Below are 18478 nucleotides of genomic sequence, written 5' to 3'. Positions count from 1 at the left end.
GGTTGGTGAAAACGCGGAATGCTTTAAGTCAAATGGCTTAATTTGAATCGGTAAATGGCTGGGAAAAAATTAGAACATCATTATGGAATGGCGCCGTTTTTTTTTTCGCATAAAAAAAGAATATTGCCGGTGGACATTTACCCGTGGTTCGCCGTGAAAAGGGCGTCGCAGCGGCAATTTTTCCTAAATATGGTCCGTGTCTTGCTTGCTTTTTCCCGAAGAAAGAATGGTCGTTCTAGAAGGATGCAATGGAAGTTTAAGCTGTTTCCGAGAACGTGCCAGTGCTTTTGGCCGTTGGGGGCCACCCCAGCCCCCCGCACCGCCGGCCACTTGATAGGTGGACCGTACCCGGGAAAGGAGGTGGGTATTCGAGGGCAGCTTCGGATGATGTCTAGTCTGTGAAGTATTCATTTTCCTCTGGAGGCAATATGAAAGATCGAAAGTTCAAGGGAGCAAAAAACAGGCTCTCTGCCTGGCTTGGAGTACTCCTGGCCGCAACCCTGGTCATCTCCGGTTGCGGCTCCGACAGCTACGACGGACCCAGCACTGCCACGAATAACCCCCCCGTGGCCGGCGCCGCCACCAATGTACTGGTTGAAGCCGGCACCCTGAAAGCCTGGATGGACCAGGGACTGCTGGCCAGTGACGGAAGTTTCGACCAGAAGGTGGTTGTGCTTGATTTCGGTGCCTATGCCATGAATCCCGCAGCCGATCCCGAGCGGATCAAGGGGGCATGCCGGGTCGGCAAGAACGATCTGCAGGCGACCCGATTCGAGGGCGTGGCCGACGCGACGCCGCTGGTGGCTACCGGCGAGCAGATGGATGCGGTAATCCAGCGCCTGGGGATCGGCGATGACACGATCATCGTCTTTACCACCTCATCGGCATCCTACTATGCCACCCGCGCTTACTGGACCTTCCGCTACTGGGGCTTTCCCAAAGAGCGTCTGAAGCTGCTCGACGGGGGCAACGCCGCCTTCGCCGCCGCCTTCCCGACACTGATGACCCGGGAAGTACCGGTGCCGAGCGCTTCGACCTACAGTGTGCGCGACCTGGCCAACCTCAACCCCAACCTGCGCGCCTCGGTGGGGGAGATGATCGAGGTCCTGGCCGCCCTGCCGACCGATGACAACCTGCTGCTGCTCGACGCCCGCGGCTCCAAGAACTACCTGGGCCAGGGCGCGACCCCCGGGCTGATGGGAGGCGACTTCGTGGTCGTCGACGGCCATCCCGCCGGGGGGCAGTACCTGGGCCAGGGCGAGCTCTTCGACGCCGACGGCACCTTCAAGACCCGCGCCGAGATCGAGACCCTGTTCTCCGGCAAGGGCTGGACCCCCGGCAAGGCGGTGACGGTCTACTGCACTTCCGGCTATTCGGCCACTCCGCTGTTCTTCGCCCTGGATGCGGTCCTGGATGCGCCGGTGCAGCTGTATGACGGCTCCTGGAGCCAGCTCGGCAAGTATTCGGACTATACCGTGGCCAGCGGCCAGCTCCCCCTGAGCTCCTCCTGGGCCATCGACCGCTACCTGGATCCGGCCACCGTCCGCTACAACTACCGCCACCTGACCACCACCTCGGCCGGCTACGCGATCGAGACCCTCAAGCTCGATGCGGCCGCCGAACAGATCGCCCCCTTCACCGGCGATGTCCTTGCCGACGACAGCGACGTCAATCCCCTGGCCAACCAGATAGAGGAGGCCGATGCCGCCTACGTCGGCAGCGGGGTCCCGGTGGTGTTTCCGGCTCCTGTCGCCACGGCTACCGCGCCGCTGGCCGGCCAGAGCCAGAACGTGCTGATCGACGCCGCCACCCTGCAGGGCTGGATCGCCGGCGGCCTGGTCAACGCCCCGCTGGGCGGCGAGCGGGTGGTCATCCTCGATGTCACCGACTCGGTCAGCTACCGGAAGGGGCACATCCCCGGCGCCGTGCTCTGGGACATCAGCCGGCATGCCGAACTGCGCACCGAGGGCCCGGCGCCCGCGGTCAACATGGTCGCCACCGGCGCACGCATGGACGAACTGATCCAGGCCGCCGGCATCGACGAGCACACCACCATCGTCATCACTTCGTCGCAGACCGAGACCTATTACCCGAGCCGCGCCTATTTCCTGTTCCGCTACTACGGCTTCCCGAGGGAAAACCTGAAGGTTCTCAACGGCTACAACGGCGCCTGGAACCAGGCCGCGCTGGTGTCGACCACCACCGCGGTCACCCCCTCCACCTTCAGCGTCCGGGATGTGGCCAACCTGCAGCCGGACACCCGCATCTCGCTGGCGGAATTGCTGGACGCTCTGCGCGACGGGCGCGGCGTGCCGGTCGACTTCCGCGGCGTCAAGACCGCCGCGGCCTCCACCGCCGGGGTCTTTTCCGAAGTGGCCGGCGACTACGTGGTCTTCGAAGGCCAGCTCGTGGGCGGCAAGGGCTACGCCTGGAAGGGCTTCAACGTCAACTACGGCACCGACAACACTTTCAAAGACGCGGCCACCATCGCCACCGCCTTGGGCGGCATCGGCCTGGACGGCACCCAGCTGGTCTACTCCTACTGCCGCACCGGCTATATCGCTTCGGCCGGGTTCTTCGTTCTCGACGGCATTCTCGGCTGGCCGGTCATGACCTACGACGGCTCCTGGAGCCAATTCGGCAAGCTGAGCGCCGATGCGACCAAGGGTGGGGAACTGCCGGCGGGTTCGCTGTGGGCCGCCGACAACGGCAGCTATATGTCGGTCATCACCTACAACAAGGACGCCACCCGCATGCAGAAGATCGAGGCCCTCAATGCCGATGCCTCGACCCTGAACCTGCTTCCGTCGGATCCCGCCGCCAACCAGGTGGAGAGCTCCGACGAGGAGTACCAGACCCTCCCTTCGGGGAACGAAGCGCCGGCTGGACCTCCGACCTCAGGAGGCACGGGCCCGAGCATCGGCTGCTGATTTTCGCCTGACTGCGATCCGCCCCCTGACCCAAGGGCCGGGGGCGGGATTCCCACGAAAAGGAGTTCGACATGATAAGACGACTCAAATCCGGGCTGTTCTGCGCTTCGCTGGCCCTGATGGGCTGCCTGGCCGGCGCTTCGGCCGCGCTGGCCGGCCCGGTCATGACCTTCGGCCCCGAAGACCAGGGGATGCTCAAGCTCGAGTACAAAGGGCAGTTCCAGCTGCTGGCCCGCGATGACGGCGCCTCGCCCGACGGCGACGACTCCGCCGCCGAGTTCAATTTCCGGCGCAACCGCATCGCCCTGATGGGGGCCTGGGGGAAGAACTTCGGCCTGTATGTGCAGACCGAGTTTCTCGAAGACAACAACATCGGTCCCTTTGCGGTAAGCGACGGGGATAATTCGGATTTCCAGATTCTCGATGCGGTGGCCCGCTTCCGGGTCGATGAGCGTTTCAACGTCTGGGTCGGTAAATTCAAGTACAACTTCACCCGCGAGAACCTCGAGGCCTGCGAGGCGCCCCTGACCCTGGACCGCTCGCTGCTGATCCGGGCGCCTTTCGTCTCTACCCGCGACAAGGGGGTTGCGGTCTGGGGCGACCTGCTGGATGGCAAGTTCCAGTACCGCGCCGACGTGATGAACGGCCGCAACGACTCGGCCTCCTCGCCGGACTCGAACTTCCGCTACACGGCCCGGGCCCACGTCTCGCTGCTCGACCCCGAAACGGGCTACGGCTACAAGGGGACCTACCTCGGCAAGAAGAAGGTGCTGACCCTGGGCGCCGCCTACCAGATCGAGCAGGACATCGCCTTTGCCAACGTCGCTGCCCAGACCGGAGCGGTGGACTATTCGGCCTGGACCGCCGACCTGTTCTTCGAGTACCCGGTGGAAGGGGTGGGGACCTTCACCGTCTCCAGCGCCTACACCGACTACGATCTTGACGACGCCTACAAGGGGGCCGACCCCGATTCCGGCACCATCGGGTTGACCGGCGAGAAAAACGGCTCCTACGTCAAGGCCGGCTACCTGCTGCCGAACCTGCCGCTGCAGATCTTCGGCCGGTATGAGGACTGGTCCTTCGCCGAGTTCGACGGCATCGTCGACCAGGAAGTCGACTGGATCGGCGGCGGCATCAACTACTACTTCCGCGATCAGGACTTGAAGTTGACCCTCGAGTACTCGGCCGCCGACTTCGACAAGGAGAGCGCCTCCGTCGAAGATTTCAACACCTTCATCGCCCAACTGCAGGTGATTTTCTAACCCGTTTCTACGTCAAGAGGAGATCCGAGATGAAAAAAATGATTGCTGTTCTGGCTGCCACTTTGCTTGTTGCCTCTTTTGCCGGCGTGGCCCTTTCCAAGGGGACCACCGTGACCGGCAAGGTAACCGCCGTCAACGGGGACGTGGTCACCGTCGAGGTGGAGAAGGGCAAGGCTGAGGCCATCGCCGTCGGGGCCGAGGTCGAAATGGAGGTCAAGGAGCAGAAGAAGGCCCCGAAAAAGGGGATGGACATGCTGCAGGGCTGCTGATAACCGCGCCCGCCGCGTCCCGGTCGGACGGCCGGGACGCGGCGGGACCCTGCCTGCAAAGGAGCATTGATGAAAATAACAAGGACACTGATGCTGGCCGCCCTGGGGCTGGCGGTGGTGGCTCTGCCTGTCGCGGTTTCGCCGGGATTCGCCGGCGAGGTCGGCATCGGCAGGGACGGGACCATCGCCGCCCAGCGGGGCAAGGCCACCACGATTGCCGAGCTGGTGGCGATGTACGACTCCAGTTCGTGCGAAGAGTGCCACACGGAGGTGCACGAGGAGTGGATGAAGTCGGCCCATGCGCGCTCCATCTACGGCACCGGGCGCACCGCGGCGACCTTCCGCACCACCATTATCAACGGCTGCCAGGAATGGCCCTACTCGGGGGTCAAGGGGTTCGAGGACGTCAAGGTCGAGCATCTCCAGGGGTGCACCAAGTGCCATCTGCCGCAGTTGGCCGATGCCACCGACGAGGTCGCCCAGGAGCTGATGAACACCATTCTCGCCTTCATGGACTCCTACCGCCAGGGCGACATGGAAACCTTCGAGCAGAAGCAGCAGGTGCTGCAGAGCCTGAACATCAACTGCCTGGTCTGCCACAACCGCATGGCCATCACCCACAAATGGACCGACGGCTATCCCCAGGACGGGGTGGTCTACGGGGCGGCCGAAGGGGAGCATGACGATGAAAAGTTCCCCAAGATGGCCGTCAGCCCGATCATGAGCGAATCGATCCTCTGCGGCCAGTGCCACGGCCTCGGCCCCAACCTGGAACTGGACAACCCCACCCAGTGCGCCACCGCCTACGGCAGCTACCTGTGGGCCTACACCGCCGAAGGGGGCCGGGAAACCTGCCAGGAATGCCACATGAAGAAGAGCGGCCTGGGGCACAACATGCAGAGCTACCGCGACCCCGGCATGGCCGAGGCCGCACTCGATTTCGACGTTGAAGCATACGGGATGCATTGGCGCGACGGCAGTCTGGTTACCCCCACCGCGGTGGTCAAGGTAGCCATGACCAACAAGTCCGGCCACAGCATCCCCGATGGCTGACCGACCCCCAACCGACTGGTTCTGTCGGTACGCGCAACAACCAAAGATGGTCAGGAAGTTTTCAGCGAAGAGAAAATCTACATGCCGGTGCCGCAGCAGTTCGCCCGTGGCGACCGGATGGGGCGCGGCCCCTACGAGAAGAGCGGCATCATCGAGGACACCGGCCTGCCCCCCCACAAAACCGTGGAGGAGCGCTTCGATATCCTCTTCCCCAGCGAAGATGTCACCGATGAAAACGGCCGGGTGCGCGAGCGCAAGGCCCTGACCAGCGACCTCGACGTCAAGGTGGAGCTCTGGTACCTGCCCTACGGCAGTAAGCAGAGCGACCCGTTCCTCTGGCGGGAGTTCAGCAAGACGGTCAGCATCAGCCAGAAAGGCAAATAGGCTCTTTTCAGCCTCCCTGAGTAAAATGCGGTTGGCCGATGGGAACCGGGTTTTCGGCTTCCTCCCTCCCGGGTCCCATCGGCCGTTTTTTTTCAACCGATCCAGCAGTTGTGCTAAGATTGCGCCCCATGAGCAGGTTGCCCCGCGTTGGCCGGCCCCTCCGGCGTCTGGTTTTGTCCCCGGCCCTGGCCCTTTTGCTGGGCCTCGGGTTGCTGGCGGGCTGCGGCGCCGATGCCGCTACCGAGGGCGGATGCCGGTTCTGCCATCGGGGCCTCGAACATGTCTCCGCGTCCCATCCCGGCTGCACCGAGTGCCACGGCGGCGACCCCCAGGCCTGGGACAAGCGGCGCGCCCACCGCGGGATGTTCGGGGGCAAGAATCCCGCGGCCCCGGAAGCCTGGGAGCAGACCTGCGGCCGTTGCCACCCCTACCAGCTAGCCCGGGTGCGCTCCAACCTGATGACCACCAACACCGGCATGATCCGCAACATCCAGCTGACCTGGGAGGGCGAGGACGGCCGTCTCTATGCAGCCCGCGGCGAGCAGGCCTACGGGCCCCAGGGCGAACCGCAGGAACTGGCCCCGGTCAGCGAGCTCGACAACCTCTCCGGCGAGCTCTACCGCAAGTTCTGCTCGCTTTGCCACGTCGGCCAGGAATCGAATCAGGTCTGGAGCGGCAGCCACGGCGGCGGCTGTGCGGCCTGTCACTTTCCCTACAACGACAACGCCACCTACCAGGGCGGGGACGCCACGGTGCGGGGCAAGTGGCCCTATTCGGCCGATCACCGGCTGCAGCCCCTGCCCGGCAATGATGTCTGCTTTCGCTGCCACAACCGCAGCGGGCGGATCGCGCTCTCCTACCAGGGGCTCAACGACGGCAACAACTCGCTGGTCCCCACCCGCGGCGGCCAGCCCGGGCCGCGGATGATCGGCGGGGCGCGCAACGCCACCAGCATCGCCCCCGACATCCATCACGAAAAGGGGCTGGAGTGCATCGACTGCCACACCAGCCGCGACCTGATGGGCGATGGGTACGCCTACCAGAACATGTACCTGCAGACCGAGATCACCTGCGAGGACTGCCACGGCAGCGCCACCGAGGCGCCGCGCAGCGAGCCGATCCAGCGCGAAAACGACGAGGCGACCCGCGAATCGCGCCTCTACCCCCGGGCGATGCAGCAGGGTGAGCAGATGCTGCTCACCGCCAAGGGGCGCAAGTATTCCAACGTGTTCGTCGAAGGGGACAAGGCCTGGGTGCAGGGCAAGCGCAGCGGCCGGCTGCACGAGTCCAAGGTGATTACCGGCACCCCCGAGCACACCATCGTCGGCCATGAGCGCCTCGAATGCTACAGCTGCCACTCGCGCAGCGTGGCCCAGTGCTACGGCTGCCACACCCGCTACGATTTGGGGCAGATGGGGATGGATTTCATCAAGGGGCGGGAGACCCCGGGGCGCTTCAGCGAAACCGAGGATTACCGCATGCTCTATCCCTTCCCCCTGGCACTCAACCAGCGGGGGCGGATCTCCCCGGTCACTCCCGGTTGCCAGACCTTCGTCACCGTGGCCGACCGCCGCGGCGAGACGCTAAAGGACGAATACGTCACCAGCTTCAAGGGGCGCAACCAGCTGCGTTTTGCCCCTTTTTTCGGCCACAACACCGGACCCAGGGCGATCGGCTGCAGCCAGTGCCACGCCGACCCGGCGTTTCTCGGGTTCGGGCAGCACGTGGTGGAGGGCGCCTCCATCGAAGGGACCCTGCTTTGCGAGAAGTCCGAGGAAAAGCCCCTCGACGGTTTCCTCACCATGGATTACGGGAGGGTCCGAGCCTTTTCCGCCATCACCCGGGAGAACTCCCGGCCCCTCAACGGGGCCGAGGTCAAGCGAGTACTCGCAGTCAACCAGTGCCTGGTCTGCCATGACGATCCCAAGGATGCCATTTATCAGAAAAAGCTTGATTATCGCCGGCTTGACGCTTGCCTGGAGCGCGCTGGCGCTGCTGCGCCCTGAGGCGCCGCGGGCCGCCGGGGAAGACTGTGCGGCCTGCCACCGGGTCGCGGTCCGCGGCGCCCACGGCGGCATGGAGTGCGGCACCTGCCACGGGGGGCACCAAGAGCCCGTCGCTTCGGCGACGGTGCGCGCCCAGGGGTGCACCGGCTGCCACCGGGGCTATGACACCCTGTTCGACCAGGCGATGACCCACCGCAGCGCCGAGAAAGAGTTCGTGGCCCGCACCTGGGGGCGTTTCGACCCCGGCTTCTTTAGCGCCAACTGCGGCGGGTGTCACCTCACCGGCTGCCTCGACTGCCATGGCGACGGGCACGCCATCTCCCGCCCCGGCAAGCAGGCCTGCCAGCGCTGCCACAAGGGGTATTTCGCCGGCAGCGAATTCGACGGCCGCGCCCCCCGGGAAGACCACCAGCGCTACCTGCGGGGAGCGGACGGGGAGGGGGAGCCTTATCTGAAGATGCTCCCTGATCTCCATGCCGAACTCGGCATGCAATGTGCTGATTGTCATTCCATGGCCAGCCTGGCGCAGGGCGCCAAGTCATCACGGGGGTGCGCAGACTGTCACGATGCCGACTCCGCGGTGCCCGAGCACCGGGTGGCGGCGCACCTGGAAAAGCTCGAGTGCTACGCCTGCCACTCGGCCTGGGCCGCCCAGGAATATGGCACCTTCTACCTACGCCTGGGTGAGGGGCCGGCGCGGGAGTACTTCCAGGCGCTGCCCGCTGCCGGAGCCGGCTATGTCCGCAGCGCCTACCTCAGGCAGCAGAACGCGCCGCCGCTTGGGGTGAACGCGCGCGGGAGGGTGAGCCCGGTGCGACCCCAGTTCATCGCCTATCTCAGCGATCTGCGCGGCGGGCGCGGGGGGGAGGAAAACCGCCTTCTGGAAGCGCGCTGGCAGGCCTTTTTCCCCCACAGCGTCCGCAGCGGCAGCCTCATGTGCGACGGCTGCCACGGGGCGCCCCGGCGGTTTCTGCTCGAGCCGCCCGAGGCGCGTATTTACCGCATCGACCTCGACGGGCTGGGGCTAAGCTCCTTTTGGGCGCAGGAAGGCCAGCAGGTCGGCAACGGCGCTTTTCTCGACCCGGCTCGCTTCCCCGGGCTGTCGGCGAAAAACGCGGAATTTAGAAGGCTCTACGTGGAAAAATGGAAAAAGCTGGTCGATCGCGTCGAAGAGTAGTCCGGGGCCTGATCTTCTCCGGGGCCTGGGCAGTGCTGGCCTGGAAGTTCCTGGTTCCCGCAGGCCGCAGGGCCTCCCGGGCCGTGGTGGAAGTCGCCAAGCAGGAGATCCCGCTGGAGGGGGCCCTGGTGTTCCGGGAATCCCGGGTGGCGCTGATCCGCAGCGGCGCGGAGGTGTACGCCCTGAGCCTGGTCTGCACCCATCTCGGCTGCACGGTCAACGTGACGCCGCAGAACCTGGTCTGCCCCTGCCACGGCAGTGTTTTCAACCGGGTGGGGGAGGTGGTGAGCGGACCGGCGCCCCGAGCGCTGCGCCGCCTCGCCACCGAGGACCTGGGAGAGCGGGTGAGGGTGCTGGCATGAACGGGGCGGAGGGCTTTGTGCGGGATTTCGTCCGCCATCTGTTTCCGCGCGTGGTGCTGGAGCGCAACCTGCGGCTCACCTATACCTTCTGCCTGGGCGGGCTGGCCTTTACCTGCTTCCTGGTGCTGTTGTGCTCCGGGGTGCTGCTGTTGTTCTACTACCAGCCTTCGACCGCCACGGCCTGGGAGTCGATCCTCTACCTGGAGTCGCAGGTCCCCGGCGGAGCCTTCCTGCGCAATCTCCACCGGCTCTCCTCCCATGGGTTTCTGGTCCTGCTGTTTCTGCATACGCTGCGGGTGGTCCTGACCGGGGCCTTCCGGCGGCCCCGGGAGCTCAACTGGATCATCGGCATGGTGCTTCTGTGCCTTTCGCTGTTCGCCGGCTACACGGGGTACCTGCTGCCCATGGATCAGCTCGCCCTGTGGGCGACGCAGACCGGCATGCAGCTGCTGCTGTCGCTACCCGGAGGGGAGCTGGCCCACCGCTTCCTGGTCCCCGACGAGGTCGGACAGCCCCTGTCCCTGGTCCGGTTCTATGTGCTGCACATCGCGGTGCTGCCCATGCTCATCCTTGGGCTGAGCATGCTGCATTTCTACCGCATCCGCCGAGACAAAGGAGTGCTTCCCTACCTGTGAGAGGCTACGTCCGGAGTTCGCCGCATTTTTTCCGCCTGATCCGCCGCGCCCTGCTGCTGGTCGTAAGCCTACTGGCAGCGCTGGCGCTGGTCATCCCTGCGCCGCTTCAGGAGCGGGCCGATTTCAGCCGGGTTCCCAACCCCTCCAAATCGGCGTGGTTTCTGCTCTGGACCCAGGAACTGGTCAGCCATGGCAACCGGCTGGCCTACCTGGTCCTGGCGCTGGTGCTGGGGTTTTTCCTGCTGCCCTGGCTGACCGGGCCCCGGGTCGAAGAGGGTGCCCGCTGGTTTCCGCAGGAACAGAAAACCCTGAGCCGGGCCACCCTCCTGATCTATCTGCTGATCCTGGTGCTGACCCTGGTGGCCATGTTCTTTCGAGGTGCCAATTGGGCGTTCGTTCTGCCGTTTTAGCGATCCTGCTGCTCCTGGCCGGGGCCCTGTCCGCCGCGGCCGCGGCCCCTGAGGGGTGCCTGGAGTGCCACCCCGCCCACCATGTCGAGCGCGGCGGCTGCGTCGACTGTCACCGGGGGAATCCGGGCACCAGGCGGATGGCCATCGCCCATCACGGGATGATCGGCGGGGAGTTCGCTCACTTTAACCTGCCGGACAGCCCGCTGGTGGAGCAGGGCCGCCGGCTGCTCGAGAGCTACGCCTGCCGGCGCTGCCATGCCGCCGGGGGCAAGGGCAACCGCCTGGCCTCCGACCTCGACCGGGCCCTGAGGGTGCGCACCGCCGCGGAAATCGCCCAGGCCCTCCGCGAGCCCGCCCTGTTCATGCCCGATTTTCGCTTCCCGCCCGAGCAGATCGCCGCCCTGGTCAATGCCCTGTACGCCGAGGGACTCTCCATGTTTTTCACGGAACGGGAAGTCCCCCTGGTCGTCCATTTTGCCGCGCAGGAGCGCGGCCAGGATCACGCCTTCACCCGGGCCTGCGGCTCCTGCCATCAACTGCTGACGGCGGGCCAGGGGGCCTTGGGCTCGGGAACCAGCGGGCCCAACCTCTCGGGCCTGCTCTCCGGGTTTTACCCGCCGAACTTCGGCGAGCAGGGGCTGCCCTGGAGTGCCGAGCGGGTCGAAAAATGGCTGAAGAACCCCCGGGAGATCCGCCGATTCACCGCCATGCGGCCGATCCGGCTCGAGGATGAGGATTTGGCGCAGGTGGCAAAGAGCCTGGGCGACAGCGGACCCCCGGCTGGCAGCGGCGGGGCGGGGGACTCACTGCTGGCGGAAACGAGGTAGGTGCGTCGGCGGCTGGTCGGGTTGCGCCGGGCCGGCAAGGGCATGGAATTTTTCGGAGGCAGGGAGACAGCAAATGAAAAGACGGCCAGCGGACCCGCGGGACAGGATGCATCATGTCGCCATGGCGGCGCGAAGGCTGTTCGTGGAGCAGGGCTACCACCGGGTTTCCATCCCCGACATCGTCAATGTCTCGGGGGTGAGCACCGGAGCGATCTACAACCATTTTCAGAGCAAGGAAAACCTTGCCCGGGTAACCCATGAACTGACCCTGGACGAATTCAATGCCCGGCTTCAGGCCCGCCTGGCTGATGGGCAGAGCGCCTTCCAGATGCTCAAGGCCTTTGTCGATCTGCTTTTGGAGATCGCCGAGCAGGACCCGGTGATGATGGAATACATGCTGTTCATGCGCCATGGCGAGTTTTTGACCGATATCCGTCCGATCTGCTTTTCGGAGCCCTTCCGCTGGGTCCAGCGGACCATCGGCGAAGGGATGGCGCGCGGCGAACTGCGCCGGGGCGTGCTGCTGCTGGCGGCCGGGGCCTTCACCGGCGCGGTGCTGCGCAACATCGAACTGAAGCTCAACGGGGTCTTCCAGGGGAGCCTGCAGGCGGCCTCAAGGCAGATCATGGACCAGGCCTGGCGGACCATCTGCGCCTGAACCCCTCGCAAAACAGGCCGCTCCCCTTCGCGGGGGGCGGCCTGTCGGTTTTTCTGGCAACTTTGGTCGGCGGAATCAGCGGCTCTTGCGCCGAAAGACGTCGGTTTTCAGGTTGGAGACCCGGTCGAGAAACAGCAGGCCGTCCAGGTGGTCGAGTTCGTGCTGGATGGCCACCGCTTCGAAACCGCTGGCGCTGATGACCTGCTCCTTGCCGGCGCGGTCGGTGAACTGGACCACGATCTTTTCGGCCCGCTCCACGTTGCCGGTGTAGTCGGGGACGCTCATGCACCCTTCGCGCATGGTTTCGCGCCCCTCGCTCTGCAGGATTTCCGGGTTGATCATCACCAGCAGGCCGTGGTTGTTCTCCCGCCCGAGCTTGCTCTTGGAGACGTCGACGACCACCGCCCGGCCGGTGACGCCGATCTGGGGGGCGGCCACCCCTACCGAGTGGCCGGCGGCGACCATGGTGTCGATGAGGTCCTGGACCAGGGCATCGGTCCGCTCGTCCATCGTTTCCAGCGGCTCACAGACGGTTTTCAGTAGCGGGTCGGGGTAGAGGAGGATTTCGCGAACAGCCATGGATCAGAGTTCCACCGGGGTGATGTTGCGGACGCTGATGTCGACCTGCAGCTCGTCCTTGAGCCGGCGCATGACCTCGGCCAGCTGCTCCGAGCTCACCCCCCCGGGCAGAACGGCCTCGAGCATCATCACGTAGACCGGGCGTTTTTCGCTGCCGACCAGCTTGGTGTTGAGGTCGGTGATATTGACGTTGAGGCTGCCCAGTTCCCGCGCCACCCGGTAGACGATGCCCGGCTTGTCCGAGCCGTAGACCGAGATCATGCAGATCTCCCCCTCGAGATGAGGACGGGTCTCGCCGCCCGGCTTCAGGGTCCGCACGAAGACCGACAGGCCGCTCTGCTCCAGCGGCGCGAAGGCCTCGATGAAGGCTTCCTTGGCCGAGTGTTCGGGGTGGGCGATGATCAGGATCATGGCGAATTGCCCGCCCAGGATGCTGCAGCTCGAGTCGGCGATGTTGAACCCCTGGCGAAAGAGGATCTCGGTGACCTGGGAAACGATGCCGGGCCTGTCCCGGCCGATGATGGTCAGGGCGAAATGGCTCATGACTGCACTCTCCTTGGCGGAATTTCCGGTTCTTGCATTCGGGTGTCTAACCTTCTAACATGGTTGGCGACAAATTGCCAGCGGGAGAAGAACCTTGGCCGAGCAGCCGATCCACATCGACGAGAAAGACCTGGTGATCACCTGTTTCAGGGCTTCGGGCCCCGGCGGGCAGCATCGCAACACCACCGATTCCGCGGTACGCATCAAGCATCTGCCCACGGGGATCATCGTCACCGCCAGCGAGGGCCGCTCGCAGCATGCCAACCGCGAAAAGGCCATGGAGCGGCTGGTTTCGCGGCTGCAGGCCCGGCAGCGCAAGCCCAAAAAACGCATCGCCACCCGTCCGGGCAAGGCCGCCAAGGAGCGCCGGCTGCTCGCCAAGAAGCGCCGCTCCGGGGTCAAGCGCGAGCGCGGCAAGATCGATTACTGAAAGATTCCGGGAGTCAGGAGTCAGGTGGGATTAGAGACGTTTTTTCAGGTTCAAATCTCTGCGGCTCCTTGAATTTGTTGTTGAGCAAATCTGTCTTTTTATCGCCCCTTTTCCCCGCCTTTTCCAACGCATCTTCCCCTTTAAAACGTACCGACCTCATCCCCCGGCGCGGCTCCGGCCGCGTTGACAGGCCGCCCGCCTCTGTTATTTTTTTAAGTGAAACCAGCCCCCTGGAGCTTTCATGAAAATTTCGGACTGCGACCCGCTGCAAGGCCGCCGCCTGCAGGTGCTGAGCCCCGAAGGCAAGGCCGATCCCGAGCTTCTCCCCGAATTCGACGACGAATCCCTGCGCCGCATCTTCGGCCAGCTGCTCATGGGCCGGCTGTTCGATCGGCACTGCATGGCCCTGCAGCGCGAGGGGCGGCTGGGGACCTACGCGCCGGTGGAAGGGCAGGAGGCCTGCCAGGTCGGTAGCGTGCTGGCGCTGGCCAAGGGGGACTGGGTGGTCCCCTCCTTCCGCGAAACCATGGCCGCGATCTGCCGCGGCGTCCCCCTCGAGACCATCTTCCGCTACTGGATGGGGAGCGAAGAGGGGAGCCGCATCCCCCGCGAGTTGCGCTTCCTGCCGGTTTCCATCCCGGTCGGTTCCCACACCCTGCATGCCGCGGGGATGGCCATGGCCATTCAGTACAAGGGCGAAGCCGACGCGGTGCTCTGCTACTTCGGCGACGGCGCCACCAGCGAGGGGGATTTTCACGAGGCGCTGACCTTCGCCGGGGTACGGCGGGCGCCGGTGGTCTTTTTCTGCCAGAACAACGGCTGGGCCATCTCGGTGCCGCGCAGCAAGCAGTGCGCCGCCGCAAGCCTGGCCGCCAAAGGCGTGGGCTACGGCTTCCCCGGCATCCAGATCGACGGCAACGACCCCTTCGCCGCCTACCTGGCGACCCGGACGGCGCTGGAGCGGGCGCGCTCCGGCGAAGGGCCGACACTCATCGAAGCGGTGACCTACCGGCTGGGGCCCCACACCACCTCCGACGACCCCCTGCGCTACCGGGAAAACGCCGAGGTGGAAAAGATGCGCGCCCTCGAACCGCTGGTGCGCTACCGGCAGTTTCTCAAGCAGCGGGGCTTGTGGAGCGAGGCATGGGAGAACGAGCTGGCCGCCAGCCACCAGGCCCGGATCGAGGATGCGGCGCGGCGCGCCGAGTCGGCCCCGCCGCCCACTCCCGAGTCGGTCTTCGACAGCATGTTCGCAGCGCTCCCCGCGCATCTGGCCAGGCAGCGCAGTGAGTTGCTCGATGCCTTGAAGGAGGGCTGAGATGGCACAGATGAACATGGTCGAGGCCATCAACCTGGCCCTGCGCGAGGAGATGGAGCGGGACCCGGATGTCATCCTGCTCGGCGAGGACGTGGGTAAGGAAGGGGGCGTGTTCCGGGTCACCGAGGGGCTGCAGCAGCGTTTTGGCGAAAACCGCTCCATCGATACCCCGCTGGCCGAGTCGGGGATCGTCGGCTGCGCCTTCGGCATGGCGCTGCTGGGGCTCAAGCCGGTGGCCGAGATCCAGTTCATGGGTTTTCTCTACCCCGCCTACGACCAGATCATCTCCCACGTCGGGCGCATCCGCAACCGCACCCGCGGGGTCTACAGCGCGCCCATGGTGATCCGCATGCCCTACGGCGGCGGCATCCACGCTCCCGAGCACCACTCGGAGAGCACCGAGGCGCTGCTCGCCCACACCCCCGGGATCAAGGTGGTGATCCCCTCCTCGCCGGCCGATGCGCGGGGGCTGCTCAAGTCGGCGATCCGCGACCCCGACCCGGTGCTGTTCCTGGAGCCCAAGCGCATCTACCGTGCCATCAAGGAGGAGGTGCCCGAGGGCGAGGTGCTGGTGCCCCTCGGCAAGGCCCGGCGGGTCCGCGAAGGGGGGGACCTGACCCTGGTGGCCTGGGGCGCGATGGTGCGCGAGGCGCAGAAGGCGGCCGAGGAGCTCGCCGGCCAGGGGATCGAGGCGGAGATCATCGATCCGCGCAGCATCTCGCCGCTGGACGAGGCGGCCATCGTCGAATCGGTGAAAAAGACCGGCCGCTGCGTGGTGGTGCACGAGGCGCCGCGCACCTGCGGCCTGGGGGCGGAGATTTCGGCTCTGCTGATGGAGCAGGCGCTGCTCTATCTCAAGGCCCCGGTGGAGCGGGTGAGCGGCTTCGATACGGTGATGCCCCTGCCCAAGGGCGAGCATTTCTACCTGCCCGACCTGCGGCGGATTCTGCGGGGGGCGCGCAAGGTACTGGAGTTCTGACGGGGGCCTTTGGGATGGGCGGTTTCATGGCGCTGCCCATCGTTTGATCTGGCGGTTTTTCTGGAGAGGTTGCATGTTCGAATTCAAGTTCCCCGATGTCGGGGAGGGGATCGCGGAAGGGGAGATCGTGCGCTGGCTGGTCGCGGTCGGCGACCGGGTCAAGGCCCACCAGCCGATCGTGGAGATGGAGACCGACAAGGCGGTGGTGGAGCTCCCCGCGCCGGTCGGCGGAACGGTGCGCGAGCTGCGCGGCGCCGAAGGCGATACCATCCAGGTCGGAGAGGTGCTGGCGGTGATCGAGGAAGAGGCCGCCGCGCAGCCCGAACGCCCCGCGGCCCTCGGGGTGGTGGGGCAACTGGAGGTGGCCGAGGAGCCTCCCCCTGCCGAGGCGGAGCCGGAAGCGCCGGTGGCGGTTCTGCCGGCAGACCGCAAGCTGGCCGAGGAGCTCGGGGTGGACCTGGTCGGGGTCAAGCCCAGCGGTCCCCGGGGGCGGATCACCGCGGAGGATATCCGGGCCGCGGCCGGTGCCGGGGAGGCCCGGACCGAAGCGCCCCGCGAGCCCGAACGCATCCCGCTCAAGGGGGTGCGCAAAGTGATGGCCCGCTCGATGGTCGCCTCGCACTCCTCGGCGGTGCACGTGACCATCATGGAGCGGGCCGATGCCTTGGCGCTGCGCGAACTGCGCCAACGCGAGCGCAAGCTGGTCGAAAGCCGCGGGCTCAAACTGACCTATCTCCCCCTGGTGGTCAAGGCCCTGACCCTGGTGCTGGAGCGTTACCCCCTGCTCAACAGCTCCCTCGACGAGCAGGCCGGGCAGGTGGTGCTGCATCGGGAGATCAACATCGGCTTCGCCGTGGATACGCCCGATGGCCTGCTGGTGCCGGTGGTGCGCAGGGCGCGGCACATGAGCATTCTCGAGCTGGCCGGGGCCCTGCTCGACCTCTCCGAGCGGGCCCGGCAGCGCAAGATCACCCCGGCCGAACTCAAGGGGGGAACCTTCACCGTCACCAATTACGGGGCCATCGGCGGACTCTGGGGGACGCCGATCATCAACCCCCCGGAGGCGGCGATCCTGGGGATCGGCCGCATCGAGGAAGCGCCGGTGGTGCGGGAGGGGCAGGTGGTGGCGCGGCCGGTGGTGCCGCTGTCGCTGACCTTCGACCACCGGATCATCGACGGGGCCACGGCCCAGAGGTTTTTCAACGCCCTGATCGAGCACATCGAAAACCCCGACCTGATCCTGCTCGAAAACTGATCTCGCGGGGGGGATGGCCCATGACATGAAGAACGATCTTGCCCACAAAACGGCGATACTCGGCAGGCATGTCCCCGGTTTTCTGGGGTACAGCGCCATCAGCTACCGTGAGACCGACCGTCTGCTTTGTCGTCACCTGGCCCGCGAGCTCGAGAAGGTTCGCGACCGCCTGGCCGATTTCATTGCCTCAGGGCGAGCCGGTGAGGGGCTGGCGGAGGACCTCGGGGCGCTGCTCCAGCAAACCGCCAGGGTCAAGGCCGAGGTCGCCCGCGGCCAGCTTCCCGCCCAGGCCGGGCCGTGGTTGAGCAGCTCCGACGAGGAGCGCCTGGTCGATTTCGACTTCGCCCTGCTCGACAAGATCGTCGCGCTGCACACCCCCCTGGAGCGGATGGAAGCGGCCGCGGCGGTCGAGGAAGTGGAGCGGGCCGCGGCCCTGTACCGTCAGGGGCTGCTCGAACTCGAGGCGTTGTTCCGCGAGCGGGGGCAGGTGTTGAGCGGAGCCTGACCCGGCCAGTTGCCGGGGTTGGACAGTTTGCGGCCCCTTGAGGGCTTTCAGCGGGAGGAGCCTGGCATGGCCGACAGGACGATTCTCAACAGCGGGCCGGTACCCGATACCGCCCCGAAAAGCGATGTTGCCGCCCATCTGCGCAACGACATCAACCGTCTCAAGGCCGAATTCTACGACCTGGAGAGGGGCAAGGTCGACTACGCCGCCATGCGCGAATCCGAGGCCTACCGGCAGTACGTGGCCGACACCGCCCTGCTGCGGGACTACGACCTGAACCTGCTGCGCAACCGCGAGGAGCGGCTCGCCTTCTGGATCAACATCTACAACACCCTGGTCATTCACGGGGTGGTTGAGATGCAGGTCCGCGATTCGGTCAAGGAGATCCACGGGTTTTTCTCCAGGCTCTGCTACCGCATCGGCGAGCTGAGCTTCAGTCCCGATGACATCGAGCACGGCATCCTGCGCGGCAACCATCGCCCCCCCCATGGCCTGTTTCACCCCTTCTCCTCCAGCGACGGGAGGATCGATCACATCATCGACCCGCCCGATCCGCGCATCCACTTCACCCTGGTCTGCGCCAGCTCCTCATGCCCGCCCATCAATTTCTACACCCCCGAGCGGATCGACGCGCAGCTCGACGTGGCCGCCGCCGGCTTCATCAACGGCCCCGAGGTGGAGATCCGCCCCCGCGAGCGCCTGCTGCTGCTCTCGCCCATCTTCAAATGGTACCAGTCGGACTTCGGCGGCTACGACGGGGTGGTGGATACCCTGATCCACTATACCGATCATGGCGAGGCCAAGGACTTTCTCATCGAGCAGGGCCTGGCCGCCGACCTGGAGTGGAAGGAGTACGACTGGCGGCTGAACCGGTGAGCCTTGTAGGGGCGAACCTG

19 protein-coding genes are annotated in these 18478 nt (G+C 65.7%); 17 read left to right on the top strand and 2 right to left on the bottom strand.

What is annotated here, in order from left to right; translation table 11 throughout:
• The first annotated feature begins 428 nt into the window (after positions 1 to 428).
• The 11 genes from extH to DESUT3_RS15945 all read left to right on the top strand — a co-directional run bounded on the left by extH (position 429) and on the right by DESUT3_RS15945 (position 11973).
• Positions 429 to 2930 (top strand): selenite/tellurite reduction operon rhodanese-like protein ExtH, encoded by a 2502-nt coding sequence (gene extH / locus DESUT3_RS16000; RefSeq protein WP_221249470.1) that lies wholly within the window; start codon positions 429 to 431, stop codon positions 2928 to 2930.
• A 71-nt stretch (positions 2931 to 3001) separates the two neighbouring features.
• Positions 3002 to 4192, top strand: coding sequence for a selenite/tellurite reduction operon porin ExtI (gene extI / locus DESUT3_RS15995; RefSeq protein WP_221249469.1), 1191 nt, complete (start codon positions 3002 to 3004; stop codon positions 4190 to 4192).
• A 29-nt stretch (positions 4193 to 4221) separates the two neighbouring features.
• Positions 4222 to 4461, top strand: a complete 240-nt coding sequence (gene extJ / locus DESUT3_RS15990) for a selenite/tellurite reduction operon protein ExtJ (protein ID WP_221249468.1) — start codon at positions 4222 to 4224, stop codon at positions 4459 to 4461.
• 69 nt (positions 4462 to 4530) lie between these two features.
• Positions 4531 to 5898 carry a multiheme c-type cytochrome (seleno)protein ExtKL gene (gene extKL / locus DESUT3_RS15985; protein WP_350297503.1) on the top strand — a complete coding sequence of 456 codons (1368 nt, stop codon included), beginning with the start codon at positions 4531 to 4533 and terminating at the stop codon, positions 5896 to 5898.
• Positions 5899 to 6026: 128 nt separating this feature from the next.
• On the top strand, positions 6027 to 7904 hold the full coding sequence (extM, locus tag DESUT3_RS15975) for a selenite/tellurite reduction operon c-type cytochrome ExtM (protein WP_221249465.1): 1878 nt from the start codon (positions 6027 to 6029) through the stop codon (positions 7902 to 7904).
• The gene (gene extO, locus DESUT3_RS15970) at positions 7849 to 9081 is read left to right on the top strand and encodes a selenite/tellurite reduction operon b-type cytochrome iron-sulfur cluster-binding subunit ExtO (RefSeq protein WP_225911538.1); all 1233 of its coding nucleotides are present in this window, start codon (positions 7849 to 7851) and stop codon (positions 9079 to 9081) included. The genes extM and extO overlap by 56 nt, the downstream gene beginning before the upstream one ends.
• Before the next feature lie 32 nt (positions 9082 to 9113).
• Positions 9114 to 9443, top strand: coding sequence for a QcrA and Rieske domain-containing protein (locus DESUT3_RS15965; RefSeq protein ID WP_225911537.1), 330 nt, complete (start codon positions 9114 to 9116; stop codon positions 9441 to 9443).
• Entirely contained in the window at positions 9440 to 10078 is a 639-nt protein-coding gene (locus tag DESUT3_RS15960; protein WP_221249462.1) for a cytochrome b N-terminal domain-containing protein, read from the top strand. Before DESUT3_RS15965 ends, DESUT3_RS15960 begins: the two co-directional genes overlap by 4 nt.
• The gene (extQ, locus tag DESUT3_RS15955) at positions 10075 to 10488 is read left to right on the top strand and encodes a selenite/tellurite reduction operon b-type cytochrome membrane protein ExtQ (RefSeq protein WP_221249461.1); all 414 of its coding nucleotides are present in this window, start codon (positions 10075 to 10077) and stop codon (positions 10486 to 10488) included. Before DESUT3_RS15960 ends, extQ begins: the two co-directional genes overlap by 4 nt.
• Entirely contained in the window at positions 10464 to 11315 is an 852-nt protein-coding gene (gene extS / locus DESUT3_RS15950) for a selenite/tellurite reduction operon c-type cytochrome lipoprotein ExtS (RefSeq protein WP_221249460.1), read from the top strand. The genes extQ and extS overlap by 25 nt, the downstream gene beginning before the upstream one ends.
• Positions 11316 to 11388: 73 nt before the next feature.
• On the top strand, positions 11389 to 11973 hold the full coding sequence (locus DESUT3_RS15945) for a TetR/AcrR family transcriptional regulator (protein ID WP_221249459.1): 585 nt from the start codon (positions 11389 to 11391) through the stop codon (positions 11971 to 11973).
• 75 nt (positions 11974 to 12048) lie between these two features.
• On the opposite strand, the gene def is transcribed toward DESUT3_RS15945, so the two are convergent.
• On the bottom strand, positions 12049 to 12552 hold the full coding sequence (gene def / locus DESUT3_RS15940; RefSeq protein WP_221249458.1) for a peptide deformylase: 504 nt from the start codon (positions 12550 to 12552) through the stop codon (positions 12049 to 12051).
• Positions 12553 to 12555: 3 nt separating this feature from the next.
• A complete protein-coding gene (locus tag DESUT3_RS15935) occupies positions 12556 to 13095 on the bottom strand; it encodes a glycine cleavage system protein R (protein ID WP_221249457.1) in 540 nt (179 codons plus the stop codon).
• A 94-nt stretch (positions 13096 to 13189) separates the two neighbouring features.
• On the opposite strand from DESUT3_RS15935, the gene DESUT3_RS15930 reads away from it, so the two are divergent.
• From DESUT3_RS15930 to DESUT3_RS15905, 6 genes are all read left to right on the top strand, one after another.
• Complete coding sequence (locus tag DESUT3_RS15930) at positions 13190 to 13525, top strand: peptide chain release factor family protein (protein ID WP_225911536.1); 336 nt, start codon at positions 13190 to 13192, stop codon at positions 13523 to 13525.
• A gap of 241 nt (positions 13526 to 13766) precedes the next feature.
• Positions 13767 to 14843: a pyruvate dehydrogenase (acetyl-transferring) E1 component subunit alpha gene (gene pdhA / locus DESUT3_RS15925; RefSeq protein ID WP_221249456.1), complete on the top strand. Its 1077-nt coding sequence runs from the start codon at positions 13767 to 13769 to the stop codon at positions 14841 to 14843.
• A 1-nt stretch (position 14844) separates the two neighbouring features.
• Entirely contained in the window at positions 14845 to 15822 is a 978-nt protein-coding gene (locus DESUT3_RS15920; protein ID WP_221249455.1) for an alpha-ketoacid dehydrogenase subunit beta, read from the top strand.
• A gap of 73 nt (positions 15823 to 15895) precedes the next feature.
• A complete protein-coding gene (locus DESUT3_RS15915) occupies positions 15896 to 17077 on the top strand; it encodes a dihydrolipoamide acetyltransferase family protein (protein ID WP_221249454.1) in 1182 nt (393 codons plus the stop codon).
• A gap of 25 nt (positions 17078 to 17102) precedes the next feature.
• Positions 17103 to 17582 (top strand): hypothetical protein, encoded by a 480-nt coding sequence (locus DESUT3_RS15910; protein WP_221249453.1) that lies wholly within the window; start codon positions 17103 to 17105, stop codon positions 17580 to 17582.
• A 66-nt stretch (positions 17583 to 17648) separates the two neighbouring features.
• Complete coding sequence (locus DESUT3_RS15905; RefSeq protein WP_221249452.1) at positions 17649 to 18458, top strand: DUF547 domain-containing protein; 810 nt, start codon at positions 17649 to 17651, stop codon at positions 18456 to 18458.
• The last annotated feature ends 20 nt before the right edge of the window (positions 18459 to 18478 follow it).

The sequence above is a fragment of the Desulfuromonas versatilis genome, assembly GCF_019704135.1.
Lineage (GTDB): Bacteria > Desulfobacterota > Desulfuromonadia > Desulfuromonadales > NIT-T3 > Desulfuromonas_A > Desulfuromonas_A versatilis.
This window is presented reverse-complemented; position numbering and strand designations above follow the sequence as displayed.